The following is a 21924-nucleotide window of genomic DNA, read 5'->3' on the forward strand; positions in this document are numbered from 1 at the left end:
ACCATAGAGCTGTCGGCATGGCCACCGAAGACATCGACCCCAACAAGCCAATCGTGGTGAAGGCATTCACCGACCGATACCTGCGCGCCTTCGCCCACCTTCTCGGGATCGAAGGCGGCTACGTGAACGACAAGGTCGATCGCGGCGGCGCGACCAAATACGGCATTTCGCTGCGGTTCCTCGCGACCGAAGGCAAGATCGATGATGATGGCGATGGTTTCGCTGACTTCGATCTCGACATGGACGGCGACATCGACGGGGCGGACATCCGCGCCTTGACGATCCTCGACGCGAAGATCCTCTACAAGGAATGCTTCTGGAACCGGCTCGACTGCGGGAGCTTTCCGGAGCCGATCGGCGAGATGCTGTTCGATCAGGCTGTCAATGGCGGGCTGAAGGCCGCGGCGAAGCTCCTCCAGCGCGCGATCAACTCGATCACGCGCGAAAAGCGCTTCCGCACGATCCCGCTGAAGGTCGATGGAATTCTTGGTGAGAAGACCCGCCTGCGCTTGGGCGAATACCTCGACAGGTTCGGCGAGGACGCGATCATCGAGGCCTACCGCCAAGAGGTAAAGGATCGCTACTACGCGATCGTCCGCGCCAACCCGAGCCAAGGCAGGTTCCTTCGCGGCTGGCTCAACCGGGCCGATCGGCTCGGCCGATGAACGCACTCCCATTCCTCAACGCCCTCTTAGGCGTCGGTAAGTGGCTGCTCAGCGGCCTCTGGAAACTGCTCGGCAAGCTGTTCGACTGGCTGCTCGCAGACTTTCGCCATGTGGTGATCGCGGTGTTCGGTGCGCTGTGGCTCTGGGGCCTCCTGATCACCGTCCCCGGCCTGCGCACCGATGTCGCGACCCAGACAGCCCGTGCCGATCGCGAGGCCATGCTTGCGGAGACGTGGCGCGTCTCCGCCGAGGATTGGGAGCGTGGCTACACCGAATTCGTCCAGCTGGTGATGGCCGCGCAGATCGACGCCGCTGAAGCCGACCGCGCCAATATCGCGCGGGTCGAGGCCGAGTTTGCCGCCATCAATGAAAGGACCGCCGATGATTACGAAGCCCGCCTTGCTGGCAGCGCTGCTGCTGCTGAACGCCTGCGCGACCGCCTCGCCCGAGCCGAAGCCGACTCTGCCCTCGCGGGTGGAAGTCTCGGCGGTGACGCGGGAGAGCCCGTCGATCTCACCGCCCGATGCCAGGCTTTTGGAGCCGCCGACTGTGACGGACTTCTACAGCAGCTTCCGTGGGTCCTCGCCGAAGCCCAGGCCAACACCGACAAGCTCGTCCCCCTCCAGCAGTGGGTCGCCAGCTCCGCGCTGATCGACTTCTCCGGCAACGCGGAGGAACCTGCGCAGTGAGCGAGCCAATCTCTTTCTCGCACTTCCTGCTCGGCTGGGTGCCCGCGCTGGCCGCGACCAGCGTGGTGCCCGAAGTCGCGCCCGAGCTGGCCGACACCATGTTGGTCGTGATCGGTGGCGTGCCGATCCCGCTGGTGACCTGCGTGCTCGGCTTCCTTGGCGTGATCATGGCGCGCCCGCTGGCGCGCAAGAGCGAGAGCGCGCTGAGCTGGCCGCTGTTCCTGCTGGTGACCGCGATCATGCTGATCCTGGTCGAGCTGTGGATCGTCGAGAGCCGCCCGCGCTGGCTGTTCGCCTTCGTAATCGCGATCGGGCTCGGCTTCTCCGGTTATTCGCTGATCGAGCTGCTGGGCGACCAGCTGCGCGACTTCATCAAGGACATCGTCGGCAAGGCGCGCGGCGCGATCGGCATCGACAAGAACGGAACGGACACATGATCGGCCCCTACCTCGAACTCTTCATCATCGCGATCATCCTGGGGGCGATCGTGTGGCTGAGCCGCCGCAATGGCGCTGCCAACCCGGTCGGCACCGGCAAGCTGCTGCACGATGTCAGCAGTATGCGGCAGGAGCACGAGGCACATGGCCGAAGGCTCAAGAAGCTGGAAGAGGCAACAGCCTCTGCCAAGGATGTCGAGCGGCTGAGCGAGGCTTTCAAGGAGCAGCAGGCGCGTATCGAGACGATCGAGCGGCAGGTGGGAAGCATCGCCGAAACGGGCACAGCCACAGCACGGCGCGTCCGCCATATCGACCAGCGGCAGGACAAGATGGCAGAAGACATCGCCTCGGTATCTGCCGACGTTCGTGCCTCCAGCAAGCAGATCGACCGCATCTACGATGTGCTCGTGCCGAAGGGGATGGAGCGATGAGCTTCAAGAACAGTCTTTCCGATGCGATCGCGGCCGAGGCGCGGCTGATCATCCTGCGCGAGCTGGCTGGTCAGACCGATGGTCGGCTCTCGTCACTGTCGATCCGCTCGATCCTCGACGTGCATGCCATCCGCCGCGATGGCGACTGGATCGCGACCCAGCTGCGCAAGCTGGAGAGCCTCGACGCGGTCGAGCTGGGCGAAGCCGGCAGCACGCTGATCGCGAAGATCACCCGCACGGGCCGCGACCATGTGGAGGAGCGCGCGGTTCTTTCCGGCGTGGCGCGGCCTTCGGAGGCCGAGTGATGGACCTCGCACTCTCCATTGCGGCGGTCGCTGCCCAGCTGCTCGCCGGATGGCTTCTGGCCGACTTCCTGTCGGGGCTGCTCCACTGGGCCGAGGACCGGCTGGGCCCGGGGCGCGAGCACTGGCCGCTGATCGGTCGCCACGTCTTTGCGCCGAACCTGCTGCACCACAAGCGCCCGCTCGACTTCACCCGCACCAGCTTCGTCGTCCGCAACTGGACGACATGGGCCGGCGCGAGCGCGCTGGCGCTGCCGCTGCTGCTCGCCTTCGGTCCGCAGTGGTGGCTGGCGTCGGCGTGGCTGGGCGGGATGATGGCCAACGAGGTTCACGCCTGGGCGCACAAGCCCGAGATGACGCCCGAGTGGGCGAAGCCGTTCCAGAATATCGGGCTGATCAGCTATCGCTGGGCGCATGGCGTGCACCATCTCTGGCCGCATGACCGCCGCTATTGCGTCCTGACCGCCTGGCTCAACCCGCTGCTCGATCGCGTGCGGTTCTGGCGCGGGCTGGAGCGGTTGCTGCCGAAGGGTGTAATCCGATGAGCGCCGCCGATCGCCGCCAAGGCCGGGGACGCCTGTCCTCGATCGACACGCTGCCCGATGAGGCAGAGGAAGACGTCGTCTGGGCATTGGAGGCGCTGCGCGAACGCAAGCTGCCGCAGAACACGATCCGCGAGGAGTTCAACGCCCGGCTGATCGCCCGCGATATCGAGCCGATCAGCAAGAGCGCCTTCAACCGCTACGCAGTGCGCAAGGCGATCCAGTTCCGCAAGATGGACGAGGTGCGTCGAATCTCATCCGAGCTGGTCGACACGCTGGGCACGGACGCACCCGACGACGTGACCGTTCTGGTCGCGGAGATGATCAAGGTCTCGATGTTCAAGATCCTCGAGGACAAGGAACTCGACCCGAAAGCGATCATGGAGCTGAGCCGCGCACTGCAATCGACCGTGAGCGCGCAGCGCGGCTCGGAAGAGTATCGCAAGCAGCTCGAGAAGCGCGTCGCCCAGCAGCTCGAGGAAGCTGCCGATCGCGCCGAGGTCAAGATGCGCGAGGCCGGACTGCCGGCCGACCGCATTGCCCAGCTGCGCAAGGACTTCCTTGGGGTGAAGTCGTGAGCCGCTCGGATCTAGCGCAGCGGGCAGAAGTAGCCGCGGGCGTTGTGATAGAAGCGATTGCGCCCTTCGCAGCCGGGCGTCAGCCGGCAACGTGTGCTCTTTCCCCAAAGGTCGAAGTCGGGTCCCTTCGCAGCACTGACCTGCGCAAGGTCGACTTCGCGGTATGCTCCCTGGCAGGTGTCGCACCAGGCGCGCACCCGCACGCCATGCTGGATCATCAGTGCGACGCTGGCCGTCGAGGGCGGTCGATTCACGGAAGGCAGGCGCATCGGTCTTTCGTGAGAACAGGAGCGGAACGAGTCAATCCGGCCTTGCCCGGCGCTGGGGTCGCGCAATGAAGGACGGAACCTTCAACCTTGGCGCGCGGGGCCACGAAGTGGTGTTCGCGAAGATCGATGGCGAGCGGCTGGCACTGGTCGCGAAGACCCGCGACGTGCGGGATGTCAGGATCGAGCTGAATGCCGAGCAGCGTGCCGCGCTGAAGCAGCTGCTCGATGACTGACCTCGCCGATCTCCCCACCGCCGACCAGCTGCCGCCACGATCGCCGGTCGACGATTTGCTGCCCGGTGCGCTGCCGCCACCGGATTTCGATCCGCTGGCCGATGGTATCCTGATGGAGCACCAGAAGGCGTGGATCGCCGACCAGTCGCCGCTCAAGCTGGCGGAGAAGGGGCGGCGGACCGGGGTCACCTTCGCCGAGGCGCTCGATTCGACGCTGATCGCGGCGGCGGCGAAGAGCGCGGGCGGCGATACGACCTATTACATCGGCGACACCAAGGAAAAGGGCCTCGAGTTCGTCTCGGTCTGCGCCAATTTCGCCAAGGTGGTCGCACGCGAGCTGCTCAGCGTCGACGAGTTCCTGTTCGAGGACGTGCAGGAGGACGGATCGAGCAAGCACATCACCGCCTACCGCATCCGCTTTGGCTCCGGTCACCAGATCGTCGCGCTGTCGAGCAATCCGGCCAACATTCGCGGCCTGCAGGGGCGGGTGGTGATCGACGAGGCGGCGTTCCACCGCAATGTCGCGGCGGTGATCGATGCCTGTAACGCGCTGCTGATCTGGGGCGGCACGATCCGGATCATCTCGACCCACAACGGCAACCTCAATCCGTTCAACGAGCTGATCAAGGAAACCCGCGCCGGTCAGTACGACTATTCCATCCACACGATCACCTTCGACGACGCGGTCGAGAACGGGCTGTACGAGCGCGTGTGCCTGATGAAGGGGACCGAGCCGACGCCCGAGGGCAAGGTGGAATGGTATCGCACGATTCGGCGCGCCTACGGCAGCCGCGTCGAAGCGATGCGCGAAGAGCTGGACGCGATCCCGCGCGAGGGTGAAGGGGTTTTGCTGCCGCTCGCCTGGATCGAGGCGTGCAGCACGTCGAAGTATCGCGTCGTGCGCTGGCAGCCGCCAAAGGAGAAGTTCGGCGGCCGCGACTTCGTCCACTGGCCCAGGGAGGCGCGCGAGGCAGAGATGGCAGCCTTCCTGCGTCGCGAGGTCGCTCCGTTGCTGGAGGACTATGCCGATCGCAACCTTGCATGGTTCCTGGGCGAAGACTTCGCCATGCGGCAGGACCGGACCTGCCTCCCGATCGGTTTTGTCGACCAGCAGCTGAAGCGGCACGTCCCGCTGATCGTCGAGCTGCGCGAGTGCCCATACGACCAGCAGAAGCAGGCGCTGTTCTGGCTGGTCGATCTGGTCGGCGAACTTGGCCGGTTCGGCAGCGGCATCCTCGATGCGAACGGCAACGGTATGGCACTCGCGCAGGAGGCGGCCCAGCGCTACGGACCCGAGCGGATCGTCGAGCTGATGCCGTCCGATGCGTGGCGGCGGGAGACCGGGCCGCGCTTCCGTGCCGCGTTCGAGGACGGCACGATCCTGATCCCGGCCGACAAGGACGTGCGCGACGATCTGCGCCAGCTGCAGATGATCGGCGGGGTCGCCAAGATGCCGCGCAGCATCCGGACCGAGGGCACGGACGGCGGCAAGCGCCACGGCGACGCCGCAGTCGCGCTGTGGAACTTCCACGCCGCCAGCTTCAGCGAGGCGATCCCGGTCTATGACTACCGTCCGGTGCGCGGTGCCGGCCGTGCCGGGACCGACGGACCGGACGACGATTTCGATGACGCGGAAGAGGCGCGGGGTTGGTGGCGTCAGCCTGCCGGTATGCGCCTGCGAACGGGAGGGCCGCTGTGAGGCCCCAGAAACGATTTGAGCGAGTCCAGCGCCCCGCGACACCCGAAAGCGCGCCGACCCACCTCTTAAACCCTCTAGTTTTGCCCTCAGAGGCCAATTCGTTTTCGCCGGAGACCACCTGATGCCAGAACTCGTCGACCATCTCGGCAGGCCGCTGCGCAAGGCGGTGCTGAAGCAGGAAGTCGCCGGGCCGACCCTCGCGGGCGTGCGGCAGCCGATCTCCGGCTATCCCGGCGACGGGCTGACCCCGCCACGCCTCGCGCGCATTCTGCGCTCGGCCGACGAGGGCGAGCCGATGGCCTATTTCGAGCTGGCCGAGCAGGTGGAAGAGCGCGACCTGCACTATCTCGGCGTGCTCGGCACTCGCAAGCGTGCGGTCAGCCAGGTCGACGTGACGGTGGAAGCGGCGTCGGACGACGCGGTTGATGTCGCCAAGGCGGACATGGTGCGCGAATGGCTGAGCCGGGACGAGCTGGCCGACGAAACGTTCGACCTGCTCGACGCGATCGGCAAGGGCGTGTCCTTCACTGAGATCATCTGGGATACGAGTGAGGGACAGTATCGTCCGGCGCGGCTCGACTGGCGCGACCCGCGCTTCTTCCGCTTCGATCGTGACGGCCGCACGCCGCTGCTGCGCGGCGGGATCGGCGGCAATGATCCAGACGAGCCGCTGCCCGCGTTCAAGTTCATCCAGCTCAGCATCAAGGCGAAGTCGGGCCTGCCAGTCCGCTCCGGCCTTGCGCGGCTCGCCACCTGGAGCTGGATGTTCAAGGCCTATACCCAGCGCGACTGGGCTATCTTTACCCAGACCTATGGGCAGCCGATCCGGGTGGGCAAGTATCACCGGGGCGCGACCGAGGAGGATCGCAACACGCTGTTCCGCGCGGTGGCCAACGTGGCGGGCGACTGCGCGGCGATCATTCCGGAAGGGATGGAGATCGATTTCGTCGAGGCGGACAACCTCGGCGCGGGCTCGACCCTCTACGAAAAGCGCGTCGACTGGCTCGATCGGCAGATATCGAAAGCGGTGCTGGGGCAGACCAACACCACCGATGCGCAGGCCGGCGGGCTCGGCTCGGGGCAGGCCAACGTCCACAACGACGTGCGCGAGGATATCGAGAAGGCCGACTGCAAGGCGCTGTCCGCCGCGCTCAACCGCGACCTCGTGCGGCCCTGGTGCGATCTCGAATATGGTCCCTCCGATCGCTATCCGCGCCTGGTCATCGCGCGGCCGGAGCAGGAAGACCTGAAGCTGCTGTCCGAGGCGCTGGGCCCGATGATCGATCGCGGCCTGCGCGTCGGCCAGTCCACGATCCGCGACAAGTTCGGGATCGAGGAGCCGGGCGCGCAGGAGGAGGTCCTGCGGCCGCAGCGCGATCAGGCCGCGCCGATCGCGGTGAGCGGGGAGACGCGGGCCGCGCTGCAGGCGCAGCAACGCGAGGCACGCACACCCGACCATCCCGCAACCCTGATCGCACGGCAGATGGCAGAACGGGCTGACCCGTCGATCCAGGCGATGGCGAAGACGATCGAGCTGATGATGGAGCGGGCAAGCGATCTCGCCGAGCTGCGCGAGATGATCCTGACCGGCTTTCCCGAGATCGACGTGAGCGACCTCTCAGCGGTGCTTGAGGAGGGCTTTATCGCCGCACATGCCGCCGGCCGGAGCGATGCGCTCGACGAGAGCGCGTGATGCGGGAAGGTCTCCTCAATCCGGCAGACGCGATCGCGCTGGGAAACAAGATCGACGAAATGGCTGGCCTGCTGAAGTTTGCCGAAGTCGGCATTGAAGCCAGCATCCGGATATACATCGACGAAGAGCCTTTCGAGCTGAAGCTGGTCCGGCAAGCGAAATGAGCGACGAGCATCCCTCTGCTGCCACGGGCATGTTCCGGCGTCCCTTTACCGAGCAGGTCGCCTTCTTCCGGCGCAAGCTGCGCAATCTCGTGCCGACCGAGCGGTGGGACGATCTCGTGCGGCAGGAGCACGACGACGCCTTCATGGTGGCGGGCGCGGTCAAGGCGGATCTGCTGACCGACCTTGCTGCGGCCGTCGACAAGTCGCTCGCCGAGGGTCGCGGGCTGGAAGAGTTCCGTCGCGACTTCCGCGATATCGTCCAGCGCAATGGATGGACCGGGTGGACCGGGGAGGGCAGCGTCAAGGGCGAGGCGTGGCGCGCGGGCGTGATCTACCGCACCAATTCCTACACCAGTTATGCCGCCGGGCGCTTCGCCCAGCTGAAGGCGGGCAACTTCAAGTACTGGGTCTATCGCCATGGCGGAAGCCTGGAACCGCGCCCGGTCCATCTGGACTGGGATGGCATCGCGCTGCCGCCCGAGCATCCCTTCTGGCAGACGCATTACCCGCCGAGCGACTGGGGCTGCAGCTGCTACGTGGTCGGCGCGCGGACCAAGGCGGGCATCCGCAGGGTCGGCGGCGATCCGAACAAGACGCTGCCCGACAACTGGCGCGAGCTCGATCCGAAGACGGGCGCGCCGAAAGGCATTGGCAAGAACTGGGATTACGCGCCCGGCGCCAGCGCGGCCGACGAAGTCAACGCGATGGCGTGGAAGCTGGGCAACTGGGATCACCGGGTGGCGAAGGCGTTCATGGAGGCTCTGTCGCAGGAACAGGCCGATGCCATCTCTCGCGCCTATCGCAACCTGCCCAGCACCCGCGACGATGCGCGGCGCTATGCCCGCCGGATATGGCGCGACCTCGAGACGAGCGAGCCCGGCCGCACGCTGGGCATGCTGCGCGGGGACCAGGTCAATGCGGTCGGGCGGTGGCGCGATCTCGACGTTTCAGGCTTCGACTTCTCTCTCACGGCGGACGAGGTGCGGCACGTCCGGCGCAACCATGGCGATCTCGCGACCGAGCTGCGCCGTGGCCAACGGCGAATCGCGCCCGAGGATTTCGCGATGCTGCCGCGTGTCCTCGAGGAGGGAAGCACGCCCCGGTTCGTCGGCATGTCGCGCGGGCGCGATCGGCCGATTTTCGAGATCGTGCTGGAGATCGATGGGGAGACCTACGTCACCCGGTGGGAATACTGGCGCAGGCGCAGGAGCATGTCGCTGCTGAGCTTCTTCGTGCGCACCGGGGAGAGGGGATGAGGACCGCCCCCACCTCACGTCCAAAACGGTCAGGGATGTTTCCTGGTAGCAGGTGCGGTCGAGGAGCAAGTTAACCATGTTCGAGGTGAAGTTCAACTCGGGCCCGGCGCGTAGTGCACTGTCGCGCGCGATGCGCGAGCTGGAGGACATGACGCCGATCTTCGCCGACATTCGCGAGTACCTGATCGAGGTCCACCGGAGGCGCTTCATCGAGGGCCGCGATCCCGAGGGCAATCCCTGGGCACCGAAGAAGCAATCGACGCTCGATCGGTATCGCAAGCTCGGTTACGGCAACCTGCGCCGTCCGCTGATCGGCCCCGGCCGGGCGCTGTCGCGGCAGATCCAGTCATTCGCGAGCAGCAATGGCGTGGTGATCGGTTCTTCGCTGATCTATTCCGGGGTGATGCAGGAAGGGGCTGCCAAGGGCGCATTCGGAAATGACAGCCGGGGCAACCCGATCCCGTGGGGCACCATCCCCGCACGGCGGTGGCTGGGCCTGTCCGAAGAAAACGAGACGGCGATCGTGGATACCGTCGACGAGCACCTTGGCGACGCACTGGGCGAATAGCTGCCGGCCGGTGCCATTGGCACTCCCTAAATCGGCCTGATCGTTCGCGGTCCATTGCGTCGGCGCGCGTGCCTGTGGCAGTCAGTCGGCAGGCCGAAGCGCGAATCGCCGCCCGGCTGATCCCTCCGATATCCCCGACGCATTCGGCCCATGCCCGCCATGGCGGGCATGCCATCGCGCCCCGTGCGCTGCCAATTACCATCGGGTGACGACCAAGAGTTCAACCCTTGCCCTGTGCGGCGCGATCGCTCTCCCGGCCCAGCTGCCCGATGACGGCAGCGAGTGGCTGCACCTGCTGCCCGGCGGCGGCGTGGTCGAGACCGAGGACAGTCGAGGCCCGTACACGGTGCCGAGCTACGACGCGGTGGTGACCGCGTTCAACGCGGCGGGCAATCCCCTTGTGGTCGATGAATGCCATGCCACCGATCTGGCCGCGCCCAAGGGTGGCTCGGCCCCGGCGCGTGGCTGGATCGTCGCCCTCGAAAGCCGCGATGACGGCATCTGGGGCAAGGTCGAGTGGAACGCGGCCGGTCGCCAGCTGCGCGAGGACAAGGCCTATCGCGGCATCTCCCCGGCAATCCTGCACGACAAGGCCAAGCGCGTCCTCGCGATCGCGCGGGCCAGCCTGATCAATCTCCCGAACCTGAAAGGGCTGACGGCCCTGCACCAAGAGGAAACCACCATGGACTGGAAGGCAATGCTGATCGAGGCGCTTGGCCTCGAGGCGGACGCAACCGACGAGGCGATCAAGGCCGCGGCGATGAAGAAGCTCGGCATGGGCGACGAAGATGTCGCCGAGGAGGCGCTGCAATCCGCCCTGCAGGCGCAGGCCAAGCCAATCGCTACCGCGCTGGGCCTGCAGGCCGATGCATCGAGCGATGCGATCGTCACCGCGATCGGCCAGCTCAAGAGCGGCGACAGCGGACTGGTCGCCGCGCTCCAGTCCGAGCTTACCGAGCTGGGCACGAAATTCGTCGCGCTGCAGTCGGAACGTGCCGGCGAGAAGTCGGCCGCAGTGATCGACAAGGCGATCCGCGAAGGCCGCGTCGGGGTGAAGGCTCAGCGCGACCACTACCTGGCGATGCACCAGGAAAACCCCGAGCGGGCCGAGGCGATCATCAATGGCCTGCCCAAGGTCGGCGGGCTGGCGCTGCAGGCGCGCGACGTGCCCCAGCGGAAGGCCGACCAGCTCGACGAGGCCGACACCAGCGTGATCGCGCTGATGGCTCTCGACCCCGAAAAGTTCAAGGAAACCCGCGCCGAAGAGCTCGGCGCAACGGAGGCACTCTGACATGGCTCTCTCTGCAGACCGCAACACCCCGCGCGCCGAAGGCGCTATCCTGCGCAGCCCCGCCGCAGCCAGCCTGATCTATGCCGGCGCGCTCGTGATGCGCAATGCGGCCGGATACGTCACCAAGGGCGCGACCGCGACCGGGAGCGTCGGCGTCGGCCGCGCCGAACAGCGGGTCGACAATTCGGGCGGCTCGGCCGGCGACCTGTCGGTCAATGTCCGTCCGGGCACGTTCCGCTTCAACAACTCCGCCTCCACCGACGCGATCACCATCGCCGAGATCGGAGACGTCTGCTTCATCGTCGACGACGAGACGGTCGCCAAGACCGACGGAAGCGGCACCCGCTCCCCCGCCGGCTTCGTCGCCGACATCGATGACCAGGGCGTCTGGGTGCGCTTCGATGAGGCGCTGACCCGCGTCTACGTCGAAGGCATCGCCGAGCCCGCGGCCTGATCCGGCCTGACCAAGGAAACCCACGCACATGATCATCAACAGCGCAAATCTCGCCTCGGTCCGCACCGGCTTCAGCACGGCCTTCAAGAAGGGCCTGGGGCAGACCAGTTCGCTCTACACCAAGATCGCGACGATCGTCCCCTCGACGACGAAGGATCAGAAGTACGGGTGGCTGGGCAAGATCCCCAACGTCCGCGAGTGGATCGGCCCGCGCGCCGTCCAGAACCTCTCCGAACACAGCTACGAGATCTCCGAGAAGAAGTGGGAGCTGACGATCGGTGTCGACCGCGACGACATCGAGACCGACAATATCGGCGTCTATGCCCCGCTGTTCGAAGAGATGGGCATGTCGACCGGCGCGAAGTGGGACGAGCTGGTCTGGGGTCTGCTGGCCGCCGGCTTCACCACCGAATGCTACGATGGCCAGAACTACTTCGACACCGATCACCCGGTCCTCGACAAGGACGGCGACCCCACCTCGGTCGCCAACACCGATGGCGGATCGGGGACCCCGTGGTTCCTGGTCGATGCCAGTCGCGCGCTGAAGCCGATCATCCTGCAGAAGCGCAAGGACTTCCAGTTCGTCGCCAAGGACAACCCGACCGACGACAACGTCTTCGACAACAACGAGTTCAAATACGGGGCCGATGCGCGCGCCAATGTCGGCTTCGGCTTCTGGCAGTTCGCCTGGGGTTCCAAGCAGACGCTGGACGCTTCGCATTACAGCGCGGCCCGCGCAGGGCTGATGGGGATGAAGGGCGATTACGGCCGCCCGCTCGGCCTGCTGGCCGGTGCCAAGAAACCGCTGCTGATCGTGCCCCCTTCGCTCGAAAGCGCGGGCCGCAAGCTGCTCAACAACGAGCTCGGCAGCGGCGGCGAGACCAACGAATGGAAGGACACGGCCGAGCTGATGGTCGTGCCCTGGCTCGCCTGATCCCCCGACCCTGATTTTCGCAAGAGAAGGACGAAGACTATGAAAAGTTTTTTGGTGGGGCTGTGCTTCTTGTCCCTCGCAACCGTCGCCTTGATCGCCGCGTCACCCCTTGTGGCCGAGCTCGCTTGGCTTCCCGTCCTCATCGGAGGCGCGTTTGCGGTCGGTGTAGCCATCGGGCTGTTCGCTCCCGAGCCCCTTATCCCGTCCAACGGCCATCCGCGCTCGATCTTCGAGACGCGGCGGGCCGGCCTCCACTGAGGCCGGAGCCTCCCGACGAAACGAAGGCCCGCCGTCCGAGTGGCGGCGGGTTTTTCGCAAGGGCCGGTCCGCCGACCCTTCCGAAAGACCCGAAAGGAACCTCAGCATGACCGACAAGACCGAGACCCCCGCGCCTGCGCTGACCGATGTCGACCACGTCGGCGCGAAGACTGCCAAGGCGCTTGCGGCGGCAGGCATCGACAGCGTCGCCGCACTGGCGGCGGTCGATCTCGCCAACCCGCCCGCGCTGACCGACTTCCGGGGCACGCCCGCATGGACCGACTGGGTCGCCGCCGCGAAGACGCTGGTCGCTGCCCAGACGCCGCCTGCAGCGGATACTCCGCCGGAGCCGCCGCTGACCCCTGAACAGGCGTCGGTCATCGCCAGCGCCGAAGCCACGCCGGAAGAGCAGCAGGAAGGCCCCGGCCAGCCCGACCCCGCCGGGGCACCGGCGATGGCCGATGATCCCTATGACAGGCCGGTCCTGGTCGTCACCGGGCCCAAGAAGGGCTTCCGGCGCGCCGGGTTCGCTTTCGATGCGACGCCGCGCACGCTGAGCCCGGCCGATTTCGGCGAGGGCATCGAGGCGGCGCGCCGCTTCATCGCGCTCTATCGCGAGCCGAAGCTCACCGTCACGCTGCGCGCGCCCGACGGTTCGCTGATCGAGTTCAACGAGTGCGACATCGCCGCACTCGAAACCGCTCTCGCCGATCCCGATACCGACGAGGGCCGGGCGATCCTGGAGCAGTTCGGTCACCTGACGGCCGCTGCCTGACCTATGGCCTATATCGATCTCGACCAGCTGACCGATCGCTACGGGGCGAGCATGCTGCTCGACCTGACCGATCGCGCGACGCCGGCAGCGGGCGCGATCGATGTCGACGTGGTCGCGCGCGCGATTGCCGATACGCAGGCCGCGATCGATGGCCACCTGCTCGGCCGCTACAAGCTGCCGCTGGCGGCGACCCCTCAGCTGCTGGTCGACCTCGCGCTGCAGATCGCGATCTACAAGCTGCACCGCTTCACCCCGAACGATAAGATCGCCCAGGACTACAAGGACGCGATGGCCACGCTTGGCAAGATCGCGACGGGCACGGTGCGGCTCGACGTGGAGGGCGTGGAGCCTGCATCGAGCGGGGCGAGCGGCGTGCGGACCAATGATCGCGAGCGGCCCTTCACCGAAGACAGCCTGCGGAGGATCCTGTGATCCACACCGAAGCCGTCCGCGATCGCATCGAGGTGAAGATCCCCGACCTTGCCGGGCGGATGAAGTTCGCCGCCGAATGGGCGAAGGTGATCGAGACCGGGCAGATGCCGCAGTCCGACTTTGCCGGTTTCGTGCTGCCCGGCATGCTGAGCGGCGGCAACGCCAGTGCCAGCGCGGGGGCATTCACACAGGCGCTGCAGGAGACCGTGCTGGTCGTCCTGTGCCGCCGCGTCACCGACGATCCCACCGGGGGCAAGGCGATCGATGCGATCAGGCCCTTCGCCGACGCCGCGATCCGCGCGATCGCCGGGTGGGAGCCGCCGGTGGCCGAGGGTGAGAGTTCACCGGTCGGTGTGTTCGAGTTTGCCCAGGGCGAGCTGGTCGGCGCGGTCGACGGTACGCTCGTCCTCGAGCTCCACTTCCGTCTCAACGACCAGCTGAGGATCTTCGAATGAGCCGCAAATCGCAGACCAGTGGCGCGACGCCGCCCGCTCCGCCGACGCCTGCCGCCGAGGCGGTGCCGATCGCGCGCCCGCGCAAGGGTGGCAGCTACGTCGCCGATGCCGCGACCGGCAAGATCGAGCGCAAGCACTTCACCAAGCCCGCCGATGCCACCGCCGCGCCCGCCGCGACGGCGCAGGCCGGCGAGACCAGCGACCAGGGCGAGGAGGGCTAGATGGCCGACCCGATCAAGTGGAAGTCCAAGATCATCCTCGCGAAGATCGAGAGCGAATACGGCACCGATCCGACGCCCACCGGTGCGGCCAACGCGATGCTGATGACCGATGTCGAGCTGCGGCCGATGGAAGGTCAGGACGTATCGCGCAATCTCGAGCATCCGTGGCTGGGCGCGCAGGAGACGATCCCGGCCGGGCTTTACGTCACGCTGACCGGGTCGATCGAGCTGCAGGGTTCGGGCACTGCCGGCACGGCCCCTGCCTATGGCCCGCTTCTGCGCGCGTGCGGCGCGGCCGAGACGATCGTCACCGATACCAGCGTGGCCTACAACCCGGTGTCCGACGATCACGAGAGCGTCACGGTCTATTTCCAGATCGGGCCGACGCTGCACAAGATGCTCGGCTGCCGGGGCACCGCAACCCAGACGCTCAACGCGCAGGGCATCCCGGTGGTCCGCTATACGCTGATGGGGCTGTTTACGACGCCGGCCGATGCCTCGCGGCCGACGCCGGACTATACCGCGTTCCAGATCCCCAAGATCGCGACCAAGGCCAATACGCCGACCTTCACCCTGGGTGCGCAGCCGCTGGTGCTGAGCCAGTTCACCTTCAACCTGGGCAACGACGTGCAGCAGCGCCTGCTGGTCGGGCGCGAGGAGATGCTGATCGTGGACAAGGCGGAGAGCATCGAGGCGCGCGTCGAGGCGGTGCCGCTGGCGACCTACAACCCCTTCGCGATCTCGCAGGCGCGTACCCGGCAGGCGCTGGTGCTGGTGCACGGGACGCAAGCCGGGCTGACGGCCACGCTCAGCGCGCCGACCTGCTCGCTCGGCCGTCTGCCCAGCTACCAGCAGTCGCAGAACATCCTCGAATGGCCGCTGGCGATCACCCCGCTGCCCGACGAGGGCGACGACCAGTGGACCCTCACCTTCACCTGATCACCGAAGTCTCAGGGGCAGCTGAGGGGCCCCTGAGACACCCCTCAGAAAGGCTTCAGCATCATGTTCAAGATCGTCGAATCCGTCACCTTCACACGCAAGGTCACCGCGCACGTCCCCGATGGCGACGGGCAGGTGCCCGAAACCTTCAAGGCCACCTTCCGCTCGATCCCGCCCGAGGAGGCGGACGAGTTCAACCTGCTGAGCACCGAAGGGGCGAGCGAGTTCCTGCGGCGCGTGGTCGTCCGGCTCGACGATATCGGCGACGCGCAGGGCAAGCCGGTCGATTACTCGGACGAGGTTCGCGACCAGGTCATCCGCCTGCCCTGGGCGCGCGGCGCGCTGGCGCGGACGTATTTCGAGGAAGTGCGCGGCGCGAAGCTGGGAAACTAGAGGCAGCCGCGCGTGCGATCGTCGGGGTCTCGGCAGGCTTCGACGAAGCGGCGGAAGACGCCCGCACGCTCGGCCTGCCGGAAGAACTGGTCGCGCAGATCGAAGGTGCGGCCGAGCTGAAGCAAGAGGACGGCACGCTAGGCATATGGCCGGAGAACTGGGACATCGTGATGGCCTTTGCAGCGGTCGCCAGCCAGTGGCGGACCGAGGCGCTGGGCGAGGGCGCGGTGCTCTATGTCGGGCTCGACTACACCGCCGTGGATGTCGGCCTGCGCCGCGCCGGGCTGACGCTCGATCCTGCCGGGTGGCAGGGCCTGCAGGTGATGGAGCACGCTGCCTATCGCGCGCTCAACGGGCGGCTGCGGAGCTGAGCCGATGACGCTGCGCACGGCCCTCATGATTGCCGGTGACAGCGAGGGCGCGAAGCGTGCTCTGGCCGAGATGGATGCCGCTCTCGAAAGAGGCGAAAAGCAGGCCCTCGAATACAATGCCGCTTACGAACGCACGGACGCCACGATCAAGCTGCTCGCCAATGCGCAGGCGGCTGCCAAGCGGGAAATTGACCAAAGTCGGGCTGCCTTTGCTGCGGGCAAGATCACCCAGGAAGACTACAACCGGGAAATCCTTGAGACGAAGACGGCGCTCGGGCTTGTTCAGGCCGAATATAGGCGGTCGTCCGCTGAGCTAACCAAGCATTCGCAGAACCTGAACGCCACGACGGAAATGACCAATGCGCAGCGGGCTGGTGCACAGCAGCTGGCGTTTCAGGTCGGCGATATGGCGACGATGTTCTCGATGGGCGCTCGCCCGATGCAGATCTTCGCCAGCCAAGGCACACAGGTTGTCCAGGCTATTGGCTTGATGCGTGGCGGAGCTGGCGGTCTCATCGGCTTCCTCGGTGGACCATGGGGGCTGGGGATCATGGCTGCCGTGACGGCGTTAACGCCGTTCATCAGTAAGCTTTTTGAAAGCGACGAGGCGATCGACACCGTCGCTCAGAGCCTCCGCGATATGGAGACTGACGCTGATCGGGCCGTAGCCGCTCTCCAACGTCTGGACGGCCAACGGCAGACCTCGCTCGAGGGCGACATCATTCTTGCCGAGATCGAGCGAGACAAGATGCAGCGCCGCTTGGGCGAAATGCAAGATCGGCCTGGCTTGCCGGAAGGGGGCGGGTTTGGTGACGAACGCTCCCAAGCACGCCGGGCTGCCATCCGCCGCCAGCGATCCGAAGAAGAGCGTCAGCTTCAATGGGACCTCGTCGAGCTTCAGGGCCGGATCGATATCGGCCGTGACGCACTGCGCCGTATGCAGGAGAAGGAAGACGAGAAGCCGGTTGGGCGCGACGTATCAGCGCGCCCTTCGGTCAGCAGGGAGACCGGCAGCGCAGGCACCTCCGGCAGGATATCCGAGGAAGCGCGAGCCCTCGAAGCGGCCAACGATAATACGAAACAGTACATTGCCAGCCTTCAGGACGAGATCGAGGCGATCGGCCTGGACGAAAAGGCCCTGCGCCAGCTGGAAATCCAGCGTGCCAAGGAAGCCGCTGTCACCGATGACCAGCGCGCATCGATCGATGATCTCAACCAGAAGCGCGAGAAGGCGATCGCGCTGGAGGAGAGCCGCCAGCGCGCCGGCGCGATCCGCGACGAGACCAAGGGCATCGAGACCTCCATCGCCTCACTGGAGCGCGAGGCGCAGGCGATTGGGCTGGTCGGATGGGCGCGCGAGCGGCTGATCCTGAAGCTTGAGCAGCAGGCGCAGATGGATGCGCTGCTGGCCCAGCTGTCTCAGGCGAAAGCCAGCGGCATGCAGGACGAGATCGCCTCCCTGCTGGGAAAGATCGACGCGCTGCAAATCATGAACGCGCTCGAAATCCAGATCGGCGATGCAAGCGAGGTTCACCGCGAGCAGGCCGACGCGGCCGAGCGCAATGCTGAGAGCTATCGCCACCTCGGCCGATCGGCGGCGGGGGCGCTGTCGCAGATCCTGATCTATGGCGAGGGCGCGGGCGGGGTGATGAAGCGGCTCGCCACCTCGATTGCCGACGCCATCCTGCAGGCGAACCTGCTGGGCGAAGGCCCGCTGGCGGGGATCTTCGGCGGCGGCGGGGGTGCGGGCGGGCTGATCGGCAGCCTGCTGGGCGCGATCGGCTTCGGCGGCGGGCGCGCCAGCGGTGGGCCGGTGTCGCCCGGACAGATCTATGCGGTCAACGAGCGCAGCACCGCGCCGGGGTTCTTCCTGCCGGTGGGCCCGGGCCGGATCGAGCCGCCATCCAACGACAACCCCGCTGGCGGAGGCCGGGGGAACGCGGCTGCATCGATCTATTTCGACCTGCGGGGGGCGATCACTCAGGAGGAGCATCTGCGCGAAATGCGCGCGATCGCGCAGAGCGTCTCCGGTTCAATGATCGGACGTTTCGATAGCGAACTGCCCAACCGGATCGATGCCCATGTCGCGAGGTCGCGATGATCTTCGACTGGCCAGCCAACCTCGTCCCCCAGCAGCTGTCGATCCTGCCGCCGAGCAAGACGTCGGGTCTGTCGACCAGCCTTTCCGGCTTCACCCAGGCCGTGCCTGCGATCCGGCCGCCATTCCGGCTGCGGATGGAGTTCGGCAACCTGTTCGGCGACGAGGTGCTCGCCTGGCGCGCAGCGTTCGGTCTTTTCGAAGGGCGGACCAATATCGCGCGCATCCCGCTGTTCGACCTGTGGTTCCGCGCCAACGACCCGGCGATCGGCGCGGGCAGCGTGAGCCATTCGGATGGCAGCGCCTTTTCCGATGGCACGCTCTACGTCACCGACGACCTCAGCGGGGTCACCACCACCACCGTGCAGGGCCAGCGCAATATCGCGGTCGACTTCGGCAACTATGGCCAGCTGCTGCAGGCGGGGCTCTATTTCGGGCTGGGCGAGCACTGCTATCTCGCGACCGGCGTGTGGTGGAACGGCACGGTCGCGACGATCCGGACCACGCCGACCATGCGCAAGGCCTACACGGGCGAGGCGGTGAAGCTGCGCCCGGTGATGCGGGTGGGGCTGACCGACGACAATGCGGGCGAGCTGTCGCTGAAGACCGGGCGCTACGGCGGGCCGTCGCTGGATCTGGTGGAGAGGTTCGATGAGCCTCTTTCCTGAGACGATCCGGCGTTATGCTGCGGGCGGCAAGGTGGAGGCCGCGACGCTTGTCTCGATGCACTTCGCGTCGGAGACGTGGCGGCTGTGGGGCGGTCTCGACGTGCTCGAAACCAACGATGACAATCGGTGGCACGGCCTGGGTACGTTCGGCTCGATCACTGGGCTGCAGCAGGCAACCGATGGTCGCGCGCCCGAGGCGACGATGACCCTGTCGGGCGTGACGCCCGAGGTGATCAAGATGGCCCGCGACGACTTCGCGACCGAGGCGCGCAACCGCCTTGTCCGGGTGTGGCTGCAATTCTTCGGGGTCGACGATCCGGAAGACCCGGACAACCAGCGCTGCCTCGACAATCCGTTCCCGATCTGGGCGGGGCGCATGCTGCGGCCGGGCTTCACCTTCGATCGCGGCGACGACGAAGAGCCGGAGGAATCGACGGTCAGCGTCACGCTGGAGAGCATCTTTACCTCGCGCAGCCGCCCCAATTTCGCGCTGTGCACGGACTCCGACCAGCAGGGCCGCTTCCCCGGCGACAAGGGGTTCCAGTTCGCCGCAACCCTTCGCAACAAGGTGCTGACATGGCCGGACTACTGAGCGAGCCCGTGCCGATGGAGCAGGCGCTGTCGGCCACGTTCCGGCGCTGGGCGCGCGAGCCGTTCCACACGCTGAAGGCGAACTGCGCGTTTTCCGTGCTCGACTATGCCGAGGCGGTGACCGGTCGACGGGCCGATCCCGATCCGCGCCAGCTGTTCCAGGCCCTGAAGATCGACGGGCCGATGCTGGGCGCGTGCTTCTCGGTGATCGAAGGGCTTGGCTGGGCGCGAGTGGACGAAGAGCGTCGCGGCGACGTCGGGCTCGTCCAACTCGCCGATGGTCTGACCGCGTGCATCTGTGCCGCGCCGCAGGTGGGACAGTCGCTGCCGTCGTGGGTCGCGCGTCGGCCGCGCGGGTTTGCGAGCCTGCCGGTGACGGCAGAAATGGTCTGGAGGGCACCATGCCTTCGGTCCTGACCTGGGCAACCGTGCTGCTGGCATCGGCCGGCGCGAGCGGCACCCTCGCGGTGGTGGGTGCCTATGTGCTGGCAGGCGCGATCAGCGTTGGTTTCTCGATCGGCGCCAACGCTCTGATCGGTGCGCTGTTCGGTCCCGGTCGCCCCGCGCCCAGCGATGGCCAGAGCATCTCGGACGATCCGGTCGGTTCTCACCGCCGCAATTACGGCATCGTCCACACCGGCGGGCAACGCACTTTCCGCGAGAGCCGCAACGGGACCATCGGCCAGGTCATTACGCTCGGCCTCGGCCGGGAGAACGACGTCATCGAGCATCGGATCAACGACAAGCCGGTGACGCTCGATGCCGGCGGCTTCGTGACCGAGGCAAGCTTCCACGGTGCGGTGAGCATCCACACGCGATCGGGAGCGGCCGACCAGATGGCGATCGCCGAGTTGACCGCGTTCTTCCCCGAATGGACCGCCGCGCATCGCCAGCGCGGCTGCCCGCACGCGGCGATCATCGGCCGCGCGGTGGAGGCGGAGCAGTTCAGCGAGGTCTATAACGGGCGCGAGCCCGCCTATACGCAGGTGCGCAAAGGGGTGGGCCTTTACGATCCGCGTCTGGACGACACGATGGTGATCGGGACGGACGAAGCGGGCGAGCCGGTCTACGGCTCCGGCTCGGTCCGCCTCGACGATCCGCTGACATGGCCGTGGAACGACAACTGGGCGCTGGTGACGGCGGACTACTTCGCGCACCCGGACGGGTTCGGCGGCGGGTATGCCGACGTGAACTGGGCCAACATCGCGACGGAAGCGGATATCTGCGACCAGACCGTCTCGACCGCCTCGGAAGAGACGATCGCCCGCTGGCGCATCTGGGCGAGCTACAAGCTCGCGAACGAAAAGCGGGCGGACATCCTCGAGGCCATGCGCCTCGCGGCGGACGGCTTCTTCTGGCAGGACGCCGAGGGCAAGTTCAACGTGATGTGCGGGCGCTGGGTCGAGCCTGACCTCGTGATCACCGACGACCACATTCTGTCGCTGACAGCCGCGCAGGGGCCGGAGGCCTATCAGGTCACCCGTGCGGTCAAGGTGCTCTATACCGAGGCCGCCATCGGGTACCGCGAGCAGGAGAGCGCGACCTTTGGTTCGCTGGAGGCTGACGACGACGGGGAAGCGCAGGCGATCCAGGCCTATTACGCGCCGCACCACAATCAGGCCGCGCGGATCGGCAAGCTCGCGCTGGCCGAGCTGAACCCCGACCGCTGGCGCTTCAATGCGCTGCTCAACCTGCTCGGCATCGATTGTTTGGGGCGACGATTCGCGCGGTTCGAAAGCGCCAAGCTGGGTCTGAGCATGTGGGTCAAGATCGGCGCGCCCAAGCTCGACCTGATCAATCTGCGCATCGAGATCGCGCTGACGCAGGTCGAGCCCGCGGACTGGAGCTTCGACGCGGCGCTGGAGGAAGGGACGCCCCCCGTGGCCGACACGGGCACCGGAAGCACGCCGACGATCTCCGATGTCGAGGGCCTCACTCTTTCGACCATAGCGGTTCAGTTCGGAGAGACCATCGGCGTTGCGATCGAGGCGACGTGGAGTGCGGTCGAGCGGATCGGCCTGCTTTACGACGCCACCTATCGCGAGAGCGGCGGCAGCACCTGGTATCCGATGTCGATCGACCCGGATGCTTCGCCCCCCTCAGCGCGCACAGGCCCGGTCAGCAGTGGCGTCGAGTACGAGGTCCGCGTGCGGGCGCGAACCTTCACCGGCCGTTCCGGCAACTGGAGCCCGGTCGCGACCATCACGCCGATCGCTGGCGTGTTCCTGGGCGCGCCCACCTCGCTCGCCGCGACTGGTGGCAGCGGCCTTGCGGATATCAGCTTCAGCATGCCGACCAGCAGCGCGCTCGATTACGCCCGCCTGTTCGGCTCCGACACGTCCGATTTCGGGGACGCGGTGCAGGTGGGCACCGACATCACGGGCGCACCCGGAACGCAGGTGACGCGGCAGGAGACCGGGCTTTCCGCCGGCACGCGATATTACTGGGCGCAGGCCTTCGACAGCGATGACAACGGATCGGGCGTCACCGGCCCGGTCGCGGCAACGATCACTTAGGG

Annotated in this window: 31 protein-coding genes; 29 read left to right on the forward strand and 2 right to left on the reverse strand. The window is 66.7% G+C overall.

Annotated features, from left to right (window positions below):
- Window positions 1-17 precede the first annotated feature (17 nt).
- Genes VO57_008775 through VO57_008805 form a run of 7 tightly spaced genes read left to right on the forward strand, consistent with a single transcriptional unit; the run spans window position 18 to window position 3644 of the window.
- Window positions 18-665, forward strand: coding sequence for a glycosyl hydrolase 108 family protein (locus tag VO57_008775; GenBank protein XBL68240.1), 648 nt, complete (start codon window positions 18-20; stop codon window positions 663-665).
- Entirely contained in the window at window positions 662-1354 is a 693-nt protein-coding gene (locus tag VO57_008780; GenBank protein ID XBL68241.1) for a hypothetical protein, read from the forward strand. The genes VO57_008775 and VO57_008780 overlap by 4 nt, the downstream gene beginning before the upstream one ends.
- Window positions 1351-1791: a hypothetical protein gene (locus VO57_008785; GenBank protein XBL68242.1), complete on the forward strand. Its 441-nt coding sequence runs from the start codon at window positions 1351-1353 to the stop codon at window positions 1789-1791. The genes VO57_008780 and VO57_008785 overlap by 4 nt, the downstream gene beginning before the upstream one ends.
- Entirely contained in the window at window positions 1788-2222 is a 435-nt protein-coding gene (locus tag VO57_008790; protein ID XBL68243.1) for a hypothetical protein, read from the forward strand. The genes VO57_008785 and VO57_008790 overlap by 4 nt, the downstream gene beginning before the upstream one ends.
- Window positions 2219-2527 carry a hypothetical protein gene (locus tag VO57_008795; protein ID XBL68244.1) on the forward strand — a complete coding sequence of 103 codons (309 nt, stop codon included), beginning with the start codon at window positions 2219-2221 and terminating at the stop codon, window positions 2525-2527. The genes VO57_008790 and VO57_008795 overlap by 4 nt, the downstream gene beginning before the upstream one ends.
- The gene (locus VO57_008800) at window positions 2527-3069 is read left to right on the forward strand and encodes a fatty acid desaturase CarF family protein (protein ID XBL68245.1); all 543 of its coding nucleotides are present in this window, start codon (window positions 2527-2529) and stop codon (window positions 3067-3069) included. The genes VO57_008795 and VO57_008800 overlap by 1 nt, the downstream gene beginning before the upstream one ends.
- Entirely contained in the window at window positions 3066-3644 is a 579-nt protein-coding gene (locus VO57_008805) for a DUF3486 family protein (GenBank protein XBL68246.1), read from the forward strand. The genes VO57_008800 and VO57_008805 overlap by 4 nt, the downstream gene beginning before the upstream one ends.
- Before the next feature lie 11 nt (window positions 3645-3655).
- On the opposite strand, the gene VO57_008810 is transcribed toward VO57_008805, so the two are convergent.
- The gene (locus tag VO57_008810; GenBank protein ID XBL68247.1) at window positions 3656-3913 is read right to left on the reverse strand and encodes a hypothetical protein; all 258 of its coding nucleotides are present in this window, start codon (window positions 3911-3913) and stop codon (window positions 3656-3658) included.
- Window positions 3914-3978: 65 nt separating this feature from the next.
- Here VO57_008810 and VO57_008815 point away from each other — a divergent pair, with 65 nt between their 5' ends.
- From VO57_008815 to VO57_008890, 16 genes are all read left to right on the forward strand, one after another.
- Window positions 3979-4146: a hypothetical protein gene (locus tag VO57_008815; GenBank protein XBL68248.1), complete on the forward strand. Its 168-nt coding sequence runs from the start codon at window positions 3979-3981 to the stop codon at window positions 4144-4146.
- On the forward strand, window positions 4139-5845 hold the full coding sequence (locus VO57_008820; GenBank protein XBL68249.1) for a hypothetical protein: 1707 nt from the start codon (window positions 4139-4141) through the stop codon (window positions 5843-5845). The genes VO57_008815 and VO57_008820 overlap by 8 nt, the downstream gene beginning before the upstream one ends.
- A gap of 121 nt (window positions 5846-5966) precedes the next feature.
- The gene (locus tag VO57_008825) at window positions 5967-7538 is read left to right on the forward strand and encodes a DUF935 domain-containing protein (protein ID XBL68250.1); all 1572 of its coding nucleotides are present in this window, start codon (window positions 5967-5969) and stop codon (window positions 7536-7538) included.
- Window positions 7538-7702, forward strand: coding sequence for a hypothetical protein (locus VO57_008830; protein ID XBL68251.1), 165 nt, complete (start codon window positions 7538-7540; stop codon window positions 7700-7702). The genes VO57_008825 and VO57_008830 overlap by 1 nt, the downstream gene beginning before the upstream one ends.
- Complete coding sequence (locus tag VO57_008835; protein XBL68252.1) at window positions 7699-8958, forward strand: phage minor head protein; 1260 nt, start codon at window positions 7699-7701, stop codon at window positions 8956-8958. The genes VO57_008830 and VO57_008835 overlap by 4 nt, the downstream gene beginning before the upstream one ends.
- 76 nt (window positions 8959-9034) lie before the next feature.
- Complete coding sequence (locus VO57_008840) at window positions 9035-9526, forward strand: phage virion morphogenesis protein (protein ID XBL68253.1); 492 nt, start codon at window positions 9035-9037, stop codon at window positions 9524-9526.
- Between the two features lie 205 nt (window positions 9527-9731).
- Window positions 9732-10817: a phage protease gene (locus VO57_008845; protein XBL68254.1), complete on the forward strand. Its 1086-nt coding sequence runs from the start codon at window positions 9732-9734 to the stop codon at window positions 10815-10817.
- 1 nt (window position 10818) lies between these two features.
- Window positions 10819-11271 (forward strand): hypothetical protein, encoded by a 453-nt coding sequence (locus VO57_008850; protein XBL68255.1) that lies wholly within the window; start codon window positions 10819-10821, stop codon window positions 11269-11271.
- 28 nt (window positions 11272-11299) lie between these two features.
- A complete protein-coding gene (locus tag VO57_008855; GenBank protein ID XBL68256.1) occupies window positions 11300-12205 on the forward strand; it encodes a Mu-like prophage major head subunit gpT family protein in 906 nt (301 codons plus the stop codon).
- A 39-nt stretch (window positions 12206-12244) separates the two neighbouring features.
- On the forward strand, window positions 12245-12463 hold the full coding sequence (locus VO57_008860; GenBank protein ID XBL68257.1) for a hypothetical protein: 219 nt from the start codon (window positions 12245-12247) through the stop codon (window positions 12461-12463).
- A 106-nt stretch (window positions 12464-12569) separates the two neighbouring features.
- Window positions 12570-13238, forward strand: coding sequence for a helix-hairpin-helix domain-containing protein (locus tag VO57_008865; protein XBL68258.1), 669 nt, complete (start codon window positions 12570-12572; stop codon window positions 13236-13238).
- Window positions 13239-13241: 3 nt separating this feature from the next.
- The gene (locus tag VO57_008870) at window positions 13242-13670 is read left to right on the forward strand and encodes a DUF1320 domain-containing protein (GenBank protein XBL68259.1); all 429 of its coding nucleotides are present in this window, start codon (window positions 13242-13244) and stop codon (window positions 13668-13670) included.
- Window positions 13667-14125 carry a hypothetical protein gene (locus tag VO57_008875; GenBank protein XBL68260.1) on the forward strand — a complete coding sequence of 153 codons (459 nt, stop codon included), beginning with the start codon at window positions 13667-13669 and terminating at the stop codon, window positions 14123-14125. The genes VO57_008870 and VO57_008875 overlap by 4 nt, the downstream gene beginning before the upstream one ends.
- Entirely contained in the window at window positions 14122-14346 is a 225-nt protein-coding gene (locus VO57_008880; protein XBL68261.1) for a hypothetical protein, read from the forward strand. The genes VO57_008875 and VO57_008880 overlap by 4 nt, the downstream gene beginning before the upstream one ends.
- On the forward strand, window positions 14347-15285 hold the full coding sequence (locus VO57_008885) for a phage tail tube protein (GenBank protein XBL68262.1): 939 nt from the start codon (window positions 14347-14349) through the stop codon (window positions 15283-15285).
- 63 nt (window positions 15286-15348) lie between these two features.
- Window positions 15349-15678 (forward strand): hypothetical protein, encoded by a 330-nt coding sequence (locus VO57_008890; protein XBL71393.1) that lies wholly within the window; start codon window positions 15349-15351, stop codon window positions 15676-15678.
- Here the strand turns inward: VO57_008890 and VO57_008895 are convergent.
- Window positions 15675-15803: a hypothetical protein gene (locus tag VO57_008895; protein XBL71394.1), complete on the reverse strand. Its 129-nt coding sequence runs from the start codon at window positions 15801-15803 to the stop codon at window positions 15675-15677. The genes VO57_008890 and VO57_008895 overlap by 4 nt on opposite strands.
- Here VO57_008895 and VO57_008900 point away from each other — a divergent pair.
- Genes VO57_008900 through VO57_008925 form a run of 6 tightly spaced genes read left to right on the forward strand, consistent with a single transcriptional unit; the run spans window position 15795 to window position 21922 of the window.
- A complete protein-coding gene (locus VO57_008900) occupies window positions 15795-16049 on the forward strand; it encodes a DUF1799 domain-containing protein (protein ID XBL71315.1) in 255 nt (84 codons plus the stop codon). The genes VO57_008895 and VO57_008900 overlap by 9 nt on opposite strands.
- Window positions 16050-16053: 4 nt before the next feature.
- Window positions 16054-18150, forward strand: coding sequence for a hypothetical protein (locus VO57_008905; protein XBL68263.1), 2097 nt, complete (start codon window positions 16054-16056; stop codon window positions 18148-18150).
- Window positions 18147-18815: a hypothetical protein gene (locus tag VO57_008910; GenBank protein ID XBL68264.1), complete on the forward strand. Its 669-nt coding sequence runs from the start codon at window positions 18147-18149 to the stop codon at window positions 18813-18815. Before VO57_008905 ends, VO57_008910 begins: the two co-directional genes overlap by 4 nt.
- Window positions 18799-19407: a hypothetical protein gene (locus VO57_008915; protein ID XBL68265.1), complete on the forward strand. Its 609-nt coding sequence runs from the start codon at window positions 18799-18801 to the stop codon at window positions 19405-19407. The genes VO57_008910 and VO57_008915 overlap by 17 nt, the downstream gene beginning before the upstream one ends.
- Window positions 19392-19823 (forward strand): hypothetical protein, encoded by a 432-nt coding sequence (locus VO57_008920; protein XBL68266.1) that lies wholly within the window; start codon window positions 19392-19394, stop codon window positions 19821-19823. Before VO57_008915 ends, VO57_008920 begins: the two co-directional genes overlap by 16 nt.
- Window positions 19808-21922, forward strand: a complete 2115-nt coding sequence (locus tag VO57_008925; protein ID XBL68267.1) for a fibronectin type III domain-containing protein — start codon at window positions 19808-19810, stop codon at window positions 21920-21922. The genes VO57_008920 and VO57_008925 overlap by 16 nt, the downstream gene beginning before the upstream one ends.
- The last annotated feature ends 2 nt before the right edge of the window (window positions 21923-21924 follow it).

It is taken from the genome of Citromicrobium bathyomarinum, from assembly GCA_001306305.2.
GTDB classification, from domain to species: Bacteria; Pseudomonadota; Alphaproteobacteria; order Sphingomonadales; family Sphingomonadaceae; genus Alteriqipengyuania; species Alteriqipengyuania bathyomarina.